The sequence below is a fragment of the Nocardioides speluncae genome (assembly GCF_003121585.1).
GTDB lineage: Bacteria > Actinomycetota > Actinomycetes > Propionibacteriales > Nocardioidaceae > Nocardioides > Nocardioides speluncae.
The window spans coordinates 41379-52563 of the sequence record NZ_QEOO01000019.1 but is presented as its reverse complement, the minus strand read 5'-3'; the positions used below and the strand labels follow the sequence as shown (position 1 = coordinate 52563).

Genomic DNA, 11185 nt, shown 5'->3' with positions numbered 1-11185 from the left:
CGAACTCAACGACAGGCCCCGCAAACGCCTCGACTACGCTCGCCCCTCAGAGGCCATCCAAGACCTCTTGTTGCGTTGACCGCCCGAACTCGCCCAAGGTACCCAGTGAATCCGTCCCACCCCGTCGGAAACATCCAGCGGGTTGGGACAGTTTCGGACGGGGACTAGGGTCGATGGGCATGGGCATCGCGTTCAACCACACCATCGTCCAGGCTCGGGACAGGCGAGAGTCGGCCGAGTTCCTCAGTGACCTGTTCGGCCTCGCCGCGCCGTCGTCGTACGGGCCGTTCGCCGTCGTCGAGCTCGACCACGGCGCCAGCCTCGACTACGTCCAGGTCCCGTCCGGCACCGAGATCCACCCGCAGCACTACGCGTTCCTGGTCTCCGACGAGGACTTCGACGCGATCTACGGCCGGATCCGCGAGTCCGGGCTCGACCACTGGGCCGACCCGTTCCACAGCCAGCCGGGCGAGATCAACCACAACGACGGCGGCCGCGGCGTCTACTTCCCGGACCCGTGCGGCCACAACCTCGAGATCATCACCGTGCCGTACGGCGGGAACTAGCCGGCCTCGACGCGGCGCTTGAGCGCTCCCACCTCGGTGTCGATGTAGCCCCGGATCTTGCCGCCGAGCAGCGGCCGGAGCAGCGGACCGAGCAGCCCGCCGACCGAGAAGCCGAGCGTCACCGCGCTGCCACCCTCGCGCTCCTCGACGACATGGTCGGCGGTGAGTACGACGCCGATCTGACGCGCCTCCCAGGTGAACGAGCGGCCCGCGGCCAGCGCGGTCACGACGTACGTCGCGGCGCGCTGGCCGGGCTGGGTCACCTTCACTCGCGTACCTGTGGCGAGTGGGCCATCGGGCTCGACCAAGGTCATCGTCGGCGTCCACGCCGGCCACTGCTCCACGTCCGCGAGCACCGCCCAGACCCGGTCGATAGGTGCGTCGATGTCGATCCGGCTGGTCCAGTGGGGAGTGCTCACGCGGCCACGCTATCGACGCCGGCCGCCTCGCCGGCACCCGCTCCGCCCTGGCCACACTGACCGCACCGGCCGCGGTACCGCAGGTAGTAGGCGTACGCCGCGAGCATCAGCGCCGGGCCCCAGATCGGGAACGGCAGCGCCGCCACGATCAGCCAGTCCTCCGGCTTGCCCTCGTAGATGACCTGCTGCACCATCGACCGCCCGGCCACCGCCATCACCACGCCCACGGTGCCGGCGGTCAGCGTCGGGAACAGCACCGGCACCACGCGGCCGCCGAAGAACGGCATCCAGCTCGGGAAGATCCGGCCCCAGCGTCGCAGCAGCCCGATCGTGAGCGTCGCTCCGGCCAGGCCGGCGAGCCCGAGCAGGATGCCCATCACCCGGATCCCGGGCTCGGCGTCCAGCTCGGAGTCGGGCATCCCGATCGGCCAGTCCGTGAACCAGGTCAGCCGGATCAGCCCGTAGGGCAGCGCGCAGGCCGCCGCGAGCAGGGTGACCGGTGTCGCCCAGCGCGCGGCCGAAGGACCGCTCCCGTCGCCGCGTCCACAGGCCACGCACGCGCGCCGCACGGCGCGCCGCTCGGCGACGGCCGCCCAGGCCCAGGTCAGCCCGTGCGCGATCAGTACGGCGACGACCAGGTGCGAGAGCACGTTGTTCTTCAGGCCGGTGACGATGCCCGAGCCCAGGTTCCGCATCGCCTCGCCGTCGAACGCGCCGCTCAGCACCACGACCAGGGGGAGTGCGACCACGATCAGCCCGACCGCCATCCGGGCCGCTCGGCTCCGGTGGGCGCCCCAGGCGAGCGCGGCGACCAGCAGCACCGGGAACAGCAGCGCCATCAGGTAGCCGAGGATGATCAGTACGCCGATGTCGCCGGCGACCACGGTGAAGAGCAGAGCCTGGGCGATCCCGAACCAGATGAACTCGCGCCCGTGCGACCGGAGCGCCGCGAAGCCGGCCAGTGCGCAGCCGATCGCGATCGCGCCGGCCACCTCCTGCGGGATCAGCGTGAGCAGCGACAGGCCCTCGCGGTCGCCGTACCGCTCGAAGAACCAGAACGTGTCGCCCATCAGCCAGGACATGCCGAGCAGCGCGATCACCGTCGAGGAGACCGCGACAGCGATCCGGGACCGCGTGGGCGTCGGAGTCGATGAGGCGTAGATCAGAGGTGGAGGCGTTGATGTCGTCATGCCGCCAGCCTGTTCGCCCGCGCGGGTGGCCCGCCTCGCTCCGGAGGGTGAGCGGCCTCCCTCCTGCGAGGGATTCGTCGCGACAGCGGGCCTGACACGATGGAGCCGTGCTCAGCCGTATCGCCCGCCGCCTGCTCGGGTCCCGCGCCCTGCTGGGGCTGGCGTTCCTGATGCTGGGCGGGGCGCTGGCCACGGCGTTCGCACTGCTCACGATCGGCCTGCTGACGCCGCTGCTCGACCCGGTGCAGGACGTGCCTGCCGCGGTGTCCATGGTGGTCGGCGCCGTGATCGGGGTACTGCTGGTCGGGCTGGTTGGCGCACTGCCGGCGGTACGCCGGATCGAGGGCGTCGCGACCGAGTCGCTGCTGGGCGTCGCCTTCCCCGGTGGTACGCCGCGGGCCGCCGCTCGCTGGGACGACCGGTTCCGCAGCGTGGCGTGGCTGTGGGCGCACCTGGTCGCCGGCGCGACCTTCGTGTTCGGTGCCGCGGCGCTGCCGGTCTTCCTCGGTGACCTGCGCTGGTGGCTGTTCCCGGTCGGCCTGGTCGTGTCGGTCGTGGGCGGTGCCGCGCTGGTCGCCGGCCTCCGGCTGGTCGCGCTGCCGCTGCTCGGCGCCTCGGTCCACGAGCGGATCGCCGCCCTCGAGCGGCAGACCGCCGAGCTGGGCGCTCGCAACCGGATCGCCCGCGAGATCCACGACAGTGTCGGGCACGCGCTCAGCCTGGTCACCGTGCAGGCCGCCGCTGCGCGACGGGTGCAGACCCGCGACCCGGCATTCGTCGCCGACGCGCTCGCCGCCATCGAGGACGCCTCACGCCAGGCGGCCGCCGAGCTCGACCACGTCCTCGGCCTGCTCCGCGCCGACGAGGCGCCGCGGCACACCACGCCCGACCTGACGGCGCTCGGCGACCTGGTTGCCGCTACCCGGCGGGCCGGCCTCGACGTCACTCTCGACGACAAGCTGGGCGCGGAGGACGTCGCCGAGCTGTCGCCGGTCGCGTCGCGCGAGCTCTACCGGGTCGCCCAGGAGGGGCTCGCCAACGTGCTCCGGCACGGCTCCGGCCCGTGCCGGATCCGGCTCGGCCGCCGCAGCGCCGAGGTGGAGCTGGAGATCACCAACGAGATCGGTACGCCGACAACCCGGTCGGGCCGGCCGCGGCGCCGTACCGGCAGCGGGGTGGCCGGCATCGTGGACCGGGTGGAGGCGATCGGCGGCCGGGCGACCGTCGGCCCCGCCGACGGCGGCCGGTGGCAGCTGCGCGCCGTGCTCCCGTGGGTGGCCCGATGACCATCCGGGTGCTGCTCGTCGACGACGAGCTGCTGGTGCGCACCGGGCTACGGGCGACCCTCTCCTCCGAGCCGGGCATCGAGGTGGTCGGCGAGGCCGGCGACGGTGCCGAGGCGGTGTCCGAGGCGCGGCGGCTGCGACCCGATGTGGTGCTGATGGACGTCCGGATGCCGCGCGTGGACGGCATCTCGGCCACCCGCCTGGTGGTCGAGGGCAACGACAGCGACGGGCAGCCGCCGGCCGTGGTGGTGCTGACCACGTTCGAGAACGACGACTACGTGTACGACGCGCTGCTGGCCGGCGCGCGCGGCTTCCTGCTCAAGCGGGCGCCGGTCGAGGACCTGCTGGCCGCCGTACGGATGGCGGCCGAGGGCGACGCGCTGCTGTTCCCCGCCAAGTTGCGCGACCTGGTGTCGGCGCGAGACGGCCGCGCGGCCGAGCCGTCGGAGCGGCCGCCGCTGCCTCCGCTGTCGGAGCGCGAGGCGGACGTGCTGCGGGCGATGGCCCGCGGTCTCTCCAACGCCGAGATCGCCGCCGAGCTCTACGTCGGGGTGGAGACGGTTAAGACCCACGTCGGGTCGCTGCTGGCCAAGCTGCGGGTCCGCGACCGCACCCAGGCGGTGATCCGCGCCTACGAGTCGGGGTTCGTCGCGCCCGGGCTCTGACGCCTCAGGAGCACGGTTCGCGGCATCCCGTCCCGGCCGTTGAGCAGCGTGAACGGACCGTCGTCCGGGTCATCGTCCTTCGCCGGGCTGGGGGCCGCTTTCCGCTTCTGGTCCTTGATCTCCTGCGTCGCCCGGTAGCCGGCCGGGTGGAACAGCTCCACCAGCGGCCCGAGCGCGTCGCCGATCCCGCCCATGCCGTCGCGGCCGCCGGGCTTGCCGAGGCCGCGCTGGTAGCGCGCGACCGCCAACCCGGTCACCACCAGGATCAGCGTGACGCCGATCAGCGTGAACAGGTAGGGAGGAATCAGGTCCGGCACATTGGGTCCAACGTCCGGCACCCGCGAAAGGTTGCCTAAGCCCGGATGCGCCGATGGCCGCCTACTGCGCGCCACCATGCAGGCGCGCTGGCTGCGTTGGCGTCGCTCGACGGGCCGCCGGCCCGCCTTCGCTCCGCCGCCTTGCCATCACACCCGCCTGGCGGCGCGCAGCTCACGGCGTCCATCGGCGCATCCGGCCTTTCGTGGTCCCTGACCCGGCCCGGTTAGGCTGGAGCCTCTGTTCGACTGTCCTGCCCTGTCTTGATTCCTTAACTGTTTCCAATACGAGGACCGCCCTTGTTCGCCACACTCTCCGACCGTCTTGCCGACACCTTCAAGAACCTCCGCGGCAAGGGACGGTTGTCCGAGGCCGACATCGACGCGACCGCGCGCGAGATCCGGATCGCGCTGCTCGAGGCCGACGTCGCGCTGCCGGTGGTCAAGGAGTTCGTCGGCGCGATCAAGGAGCGGGCGCGCGGCGAAGAGGTCAGCCAGGCGCTGAACCCCGCCCAGCAGGTCCTCAAGATCGTCAACGAAGAGCTCGTCAACATCCTCGGCGGCGAGACCCGCCGGCTGCGGTTCGCCAAGACCGGACCGACCGTGATCATGCTCGCCGGCCTTCAGGGCGCCGGCAAGACCACGCTCGCCGCCAAGCTCGCCCGCTGGCTCAAGGAGCAGGACAAGACGCCCGTCCTGGTCGCTGCCGACCTACAGCGGCCCAACGCCGTCACTCAGCTCCAGGTCAACGGCGAGCGGGTCGGCGTACCCGTCTTCGCGCCGGCCCCCGGCAACGGCGTCGGCGACCCGGTGGCCGTGGCCCGGGAGTCGATCGCCCACGCCAAGCAGAAGCTGTACGACGTCGTCATCATCGACACCGCAGGCCGCCTCGGCGTCGACGCCGAGATGATGCAGCAGGCCGCGAACATCCGGGACGCGGTCAACCCCGACGAGGTGCTCTTCGTCGTCGACGCGATGATCGGTCAGGACGCAGTCAACACCGCGCTGGCCTTCGAAGAGGGCGTCGGGTACGACGGCGTCGTACTCACCAAGCTCGACGGCGACGCCCGCGGTGGTGCCGCGCTGTCGATCGCCTCGGTCACCGGCAAGCCGGTCATGTTCGCCTCAGCCGGCGAGAAGATGACCGACTTCGACCTGTTCCACCCAGACCGGATGGCCTCGCGCATCCTCGACCTGGGCGACATGCTCACCCTGATCGAGCAGGCCGAGAAGGCGTTCGACCAGGAGCAGGCGCTCAAGGCCGCCGAGAAGCTCACCGGCAAGGGCGGCGAGTTCACCCTCGACGACTTCCTGGCGCAGATGCAGCAGATCCGCAAGCTCGGCTCGCTCTCCAAGATCATGGGGATGCTCCCCGGGATGAGCCAGTTCCGGGACCAGATCGACAACTTCGACGAGCGCGAGATCGACCGGATCCAGGCGATCATCCAGTCGATGACGCCCAAGGAGCGGGCCAACCCGAAGCTCATCGACGGCTCCCGCCGCGCCCGGATCGCGAAGGGCTCGGGCCGCCAGGTCTCCGACGTCAACCAGCTGGTCGACCGGTTCTTCGAGGCCCGCAAGATGATGCAGCAGATGGCCCGCGGCGGCGGCATGCCGGGGATGCCCGGCATGCCCGGGATGCCGGGTGTCGGCGGTCCGGGTGGCGGCAAGCGGGCCAAGGCCAAGCAGCAGGCGAAGAAGGGGAAGGGCAAGCGGGTCTCCGGGAACCCCGCCAAGGCCGCCCAGCAGGCGAAGGCGCAGAAGGAGAAGGCAGCCTCGGCGGGCAGCAACCCGTTCGGTCAGCCCGCGAACGACGTCGACTTCGAGCAGGCGGCCAAGGAGTTCGAGCTGCCGCAGGACTTCTCGAAGTTCCTCAAGTAGTCAGGTGGATGAAGGGCCTAGGGCGCGGGCGGCCCGACCTCGGCCGTCCCCGGGCGCTGCGGCGGCGCGTCGCGCGCGTGGCCGTGACTCTTGGTTGCGCGCCGTCGGCGCGCGCCGCGGCCAAGCCGCTTGACGCCGCCCGCGAACGTCCGACGTCGAACCGCCCGCGCGGGGATGCCCCTTCGTGTCGGGGCGCCGGACGTCAGGCGGTCGGCATCGATAGCTCACGGCTTGGATGACGTCCCTCGGTGCGTCGTACGAGGCGCAACCGACAGGTGACGGATCGGATGACGTCCGTGCCGCTGCGCCTCCCAAACCCGCAGGACCTCCGGAGTGCCCACTAGCCTGAGCCACGTGTCCACAGTCCTCGTCGTCGATGCCGCCAACGTGGTCGGCAGCAACCCGGACGGGTGGTGGAAGGACCGGGCCGGTGCCGCGCGGCGGCTGCACGAGCGGCTGCTGGTCGCCGACCTGCCGCACGACGTCGTGGTCCTCGTCCTGGAGGGTCAGGCCAAGGGCGGTGTGCCGGCCGGGCGCGACAGTCACGTCCGGACCGTGCACGCGAAGAGGTCCGGCGACGACGCGATCGTGGCCGAGATCCGGCGCGCCGCCGACGCGGGAGACCGGGTCACCGCGGTGACCGCCGACCGGGGGCTGCGGGCGGCCGCGGAGGTCGCGGGCGCGACCGTGTTCAGCCCGTCCTGGCTGCTCGACCAGCTCTGACCTAGATCGCGCCGACCCTCGCTACGGCGAGCGCGACCGCGCCGACCACCTCGGCCCGGTCGCCGAGCTGGCCGGACACCACCCGGACCGCGGCCGCGGTCGCAGGCTGCGCATAGCGGTCCAGCGACGCCCGGATCCCCTCGACCATCGCGGGGGAGGAGCCGAGCGAGCCGCCCATCACGATCATCTCCGGGTTGAGGCTGTTGCACAGGTCGGCGAGGGCGCGGCCGATAGTGCGGCCGGCGTCGCTGAGCACCCGCCGTACGCCGGCGTCCCCGAGCAGGTCGAGCTCCAGCACCCGCTCGGTGGTCAGGTCGTCGTCGTACGCCGGCCGCAGCAGGCTGAGCAGCCGCGGCGCGGACGCCTCGGTCTCCAGGCATCCTCGGTTGCCGCAGCGGCAGACCCGGCCGTCCTCGTGCAGCTGGACGTGGCCGATCTCGCCGGCGATGCCGGTGGTGCCGCGGTGCAGTCGGCCGCCGAGGATGATGCCGGCGCCGAGCCCGCTGGCGACCTTCACATAGATCACGTCGCTGGTGCCGTGGCCGGCGCCGTGGTGGAGCTCGGCGAGCGCGCCGAGGTTGGCGTCGTTGTCGGCGACGACGGGGATCTTGAGCCGCCGCTCGAGCTCCTCGGACGGGACCAGGTCCCGCCAGCCGGGCAGGATCCCGGAGGAGATCTGGGCCGAGCGGCGGTCGATCGGCGCGGGTACGCACATGCCGACCGCCTGCAGGTCGGTCATCGGGATCTCGGCCTTCCGGGCCATCGCCCGGACCATCTTCGCGGCCTCGTCCAGCGCGCCCGCGCCGTGTGCGTCGACGTCGACCGCGGTCTCCGCCTCGGCGAGGATGGCGCCGGAGCGGTCGGCGACCGCGACCCGGACGTGCCGGTGGCCGACGTCCACACCGGCGACCCCACCGGACGGCGTGGCCAGCCGCACCAGCAGCGGCGGCCGCCCGCTGCCGCCCTTGTACGGCGTACCTCGGTCCTCGGTCTCGACGACATGGCCGGACTCGATCAGGTCGCGGACCAGGCTGGAGACCGTGGTCCGGGACAGGCCGGTGCCGCGCGCCAGGTCGGCCCGGCTCAGCGGGCCCTCGGTGGCTAGCAGGCCGGTGACCGCGCGTCGGTTGCCGGTGCGCAGCCGCTCCAGGGAGCCGCGTCGTTGGGTGCTACCGCTCACGTGAGGGAGGCTACGGCAATTCATCCGAGAAATGCACTAAAAACGCGCGCAGAGCGAATCTTTTGGCATTGACGCGACGAAATCGCGGCTCCTACGTTGAGCGGACGCGGCACCCGCGTGCCCCCGGCCGGCCACAACCTGATCGGGCCGGGGTCTCGAACCGTCAGGGAGGCCAGTCCTAGATGTCAGCCACCAAACCAGTCAGTCCACCTCGTCGGCGCGGGCGCCTAGCCGCGCTGGCGACCGTCACAGCCGGCGTACTCGCCGCCGCGCTCCTTCCCGCACAGACCTCCGCCCAGCCGAGCCAGGCCGACGAGGAGCGGGTTCCCGCCTACCGCGACGCCTCGCGGTCGGTCACGGTCCGCGTCGCCGACCTGCTCGGCCGGATGACGCTCGCCGAGAAGGTCGGGCAGATGACCCAGGCCGAGCGCCAAGACGTCGTCGGCGACCCGTCCGAGATCACCGAGCTGGGCCTGGGCAGCGTGCTGTCCGGCGGCGGCTCGGTGCCCACCCCGAACACGGCCGAGGCATGGGCCGACACGGTCGACACCTTCCAGCAGGCCGCGCTGGACACCCGCCTCGGCATTCCGCTGATCTATGGCGTGGACTCCGTGCACGGTCACGCCAACCTGTACGGCGCCACCGTGTTCCCGCACAACATCGGCCTCGGCGCCACCCGCAACCCGCGGCTGCTGGAGAAGATCGGCCACGCCACCGCGATCGAGACCCGGGCCAGCGGCCCGCAGTGGAACTTCTCGCCGTGCGTCTGCGTCGCCCGCGACGACCGGTGGGGCCGCACCTACGAGAGCTTCGGCGAGGACCCGAAGCTGGCCGCCTCCCTGGCCACCGTCATCGACGGCCTGCAGGGCGGCCGTGGCGACCTGAAGGACTCCGACCGGGTGCTCGCCACCGCGAAGCACTACGCCGGCGACGGCCTGACCGCCTGGGACACCGGTGAGGGCGACTACACCCTCGACCAGGGCATCACCCGGGTGAGCCGCCGCGACTTCGCCAAGCTCGCGCTGTCGCCGTACCCGGCCACGATCAAGCGGCACAAGGTCGGCTCGGTCATGCCGTCGTTCTCCAGTGTCGACTGGACCGACGACGGCCTCGGCAACCCGGTGAAGATGCACGCCCACAAGGAGCTGGTAACCGGCGAGCTGAAGGGCCGGATGGGCTTCGACGGCCTGGTGATCTCCGACTGGCGCGGCCTGCACCAGATCCCCGGCGACTTCGACGACCAGGTCGAGGCCTCGGTCAACGCGGGCCTGGACATGTTCATGGAGCCGTACTCCGGCAGCACCGTGGGCTACCCGCAGTTCATCGAGACCCTGATCGGGCTCGTCGAGGAGGGCCGGGTCTCGACGGCCCGCATCGACGACGCGGTGTCGCGGATCCTGAAGGTGAAGTTCGAGCTCGGCCTGTTCGAGAAGCCGTTCACCGACCGCAGCAACTTCGACGAGATCGGCAGCCGCGAGCACCGGGCCCTGGCCCGCAAGGCGGTGTCCGAGTCGCAGGTGCTGCTCAAGAACGCCGACCGCACGCTGCCGCTGAAGAGCAGGCACCGCCCGGTGTACGTCGCCGGCTCCAACGCCGACAACATCGGCAACCAGGCCGGTGGCTGGACGCTGACCTGGCAGGGCGGCTCGTACCACGAGCTCCCGGGTGACACCATCCTGGACGGCATCGAGGGCAACGCCAGTGACGTGACCTTCAGCGTCGACGCGTCAGCGCCGATGCCGCGCGGAGCGCACGGTGTCGTGGTGGTCGGCGAGACGCCGTACGCCGAGGGCTTCGGCGATGTGGGCGGGCCGCGCTGGGCCTGGGACCCAGGGGACAACGGCGTACCGCGGCCGGCGAAGACAATGGAACTGTCGGACGCCGACAAGGCCGCCATCCAGACGGTCTGCGACGCCGCGGCCAGCTGCACGGTCCTGGTGGTGTCCGGCCGGCCGATGATCATCGACCCGCCGCTGCTGAAGAAGATCGACGCGCTGGTCGCCTCGTGGCTGCCGGGCAGCGAAGGCACCGGTGTGGCCGACGTGCTGTTCGGGCGCCGCTCGTTCACCGGGAAGCTGCCGGTGACCTGGCCGCGCACGGTCGCCCAGGAGCCGATCAACATCGGTGACCGCAACTACGACCCGCTCTACCCGTTCGGCTGGGGGCTGCGTACATGGGGCCACTAGAGGGAGCTGCCGCCAGCACTCTGTGGGTCACTCTGTAGGTCACACGGAACTCTCAGGTGACCTACAGAGTGCTGGCAGGCTCGGCCGACACCATCGATGTCGTACTCGCTGACGTGACGAGAGGACAACGATGGACAAGAGCACAGTGATCCGCACCGCGATCGCCGCCGGAGTCGCCGCTGCCGGCCTGTCTGTGGGTGGGGTGGCACTGGCGGCGGCCGACGACGATGGCTCGCCCGAGTCGAAGCCGGAGGCGGGGGTCCGTCACGCGTTCCACGACGACTTCGCCGAGCGGCTGGCGGAGGAGCTCGGGGTCCCTGAGGAGGACGTCGAGGAGGCGCTCGACGAGGTGCGCGACGAGCTGGTGCCGAACGTGGACGACCTCAAGGAGCGGTTCGAGAAGCGCTTCGGGGACGGCGAGCGGCCGGACCGCGACGACTTCCCGGAGCCGCCGTCCGAGGAGGAGATGGAGCAGCACAAGCAGGAGTTCGAGAAGGCGCTCGCCGAGGCTCTCGGCATCTCCGAGGACGAGCTGAGCGACGCGTTCAAGGAGCTGCGCGAGGCCGCCGAGAGCGGGATCCGCGGGGACCTCGAGGAGCGGCTGGACAGCGCTGTCGAGGACGGCGACCTGACCGAGGCGGACAAGGAGTCGGTGCTCAAGGCGTACGACGCCGGCGTGATCGGCTTCCCCGGCTTCGGCAAGGTCTTCGGAGGCCCCGGGCTGCACTTCGACCACCGCTGAGGCGGTTGGAAGGAAGCGGCCGGCGTGGACGAT

The 11185-nt window shown here is 71.6% G+C and carries 11 protein-coding genes; 7 read left to right on the top strand and 4 right to left on the bottom strand.

The features are described 5' to 3' along the window. Positions 1-179 precede the first annotated feature (179 nt). Positions 180-566 (top strand): VOC family protein, encoded by a 387-nt coding sequence (locus DDV73_RS11700; RefSeq protein ID WP_109507425.1) that lies wholly within the window; start codon positions 180-182, stop codon positions 564-566. Here DDV73_RS11700 and DDV73_RS11695 read toward each other — a convergent pair. Next, positions 563-985 (bottom strand): SRPBCC family protein, encoded by a 423-nt coding sequence (locus DDV73_RS11695; protein WP_109507424.1) that lies wholly within the window; start codon positions 983-985, stop codon positions 563-565. The two genes, DDV73_RS11700 and DDV73_RS11695, sit on opposite strands and share 4 nt — an antisense overlap. Then, positions 982-2175 carry a hypothetical protein gene (locus DDV73_RS11690; protein WP_154402736.1) on the bottom strand — a complete coding sequence of 398 codons (1194 nt, stop codon included), beginning with the start codon at positions 2173-2175 and terminating at the stop codon, positions 982-984. Before DDV73_RS11690 ends, DDV73_RS11695 begins: the two co-directional genes overlap by 4 nt. A 107-nt stretch (positions 2176-2282) precedes the next feature. Here DDV73_RS11690 and DDV73_RS11685 point away from each other — a divergent pair, with 107 nt between their 5' ends. Continuing rightward, positions 2283-3461: a sensor histidine kinase gene (locus DDV73_RS11685; protein ID WP_109507422.1), complete on the top strand. Its 1179-nt coding sequence runs from the start codon at positions 2283-2285 to the stop codon at positions 3459-3461. Continuing rightward, positions 3458-4126, top strand: a complete 669-nt coding sequence (locus tag DDV73_RS11680) for a response regulator transcription factor (protein ID WP_109507434.1) — start codon at positions 3458-3460, stop codon at positions 4124-4126. Before DDV73_RS11685 ends, DDV73_RS11680 begins: the two co-directional genes overlap by 4 nt. On the opposite strand, the gene DDV73_RS11675 is transcribed toward DDV73_RS11680, so the two are convergent. Then, positions 4093-4464: a hypothetical protein gene (locus DDV73_RS11675; RefSeq protein ID WP_154402735.1), complete on the bottom strand. Its 372-nt coding sequence runs from the start codon at positions 4462-4464 to the stop codon at positions 4093-4095. The genes DDV73_RS11680 and DDV73_RS11675 overlap by 34 nt on opposite strands. Positions 4465-4740: 276 nt before the next feature. Between DDV73_RS11675 and ffh the strand changes: the two genes are divergently transcribed. Both ffh and DDV73_RS11665 read left to right on the top strand, forming a co-directional pair. Next, positions 4741-6321, top strand: a complete 1581-nt coding sequence (gene ffh / locus DDV73_RS11670; protein WP_109507420.1) for a signal recognition particle protein — start codon at positions 4741-4743, stop codon at positions 6319-6321. A gap of 354 nt (positions 6322-6675) precedes the next feature. Then, positions 6676-7044, top strand: coding sequence for a hypothetical protein (locus DDV73_RS11665; protein ID WP_206050824.1), 369 nt, complete (start codon positions 6676-6678; stop codon positions 7042-7044). A 1-nt stretch (position 7045) separates the two neighbouring features. Here the strand turns inward: DDV73_RS11665 and DDV73_RS11660 are convergent, their stop codons facing one another. Continuing rightward, on the bottom strand, positions 7046-8224 hold the full coding sequence (locus tag DDV73_RS11660; protein WP_240617250.1) for an ROK family transcriptional regulator: 1179 nt from the start codon (positions 8222-8224) through the stop codon (positions 7046-7048). A gap of 182 nt (positions 8225-8406) precedes the next feature. Between DDV73_RS11660 and DDV73_RS11655 the strand changes: the two genes are divergently transcribed. Both DDV73_RS11655 and DDV73_RS11650 read left to right on the top strand, forming a co-directional pair. Further along, positions 8407-10410 (top strand): glycoside hydrolase family 3 protein, encoded by a 2004-nt coding sequence (locus DDV73_RS11655; RefSeq protein WP_109507418.1) that lies wholly within the window; start codon positions 8407-8409, stop codon positions 10408-10410. A 130-nt stretch (positions 10411-10540) separates the two neighbouring features. After that, a complete protein-coding gene (locus DDV73_RS11650; RefSeq protein ID WP_109507417.1) occupies positions 10541-11152 on the top strand; it encodes a hypothetical protein in 612 nt (203 codons plus the stop codon). Positions 11153-11185: the final 33 nt, after the last annotated feature.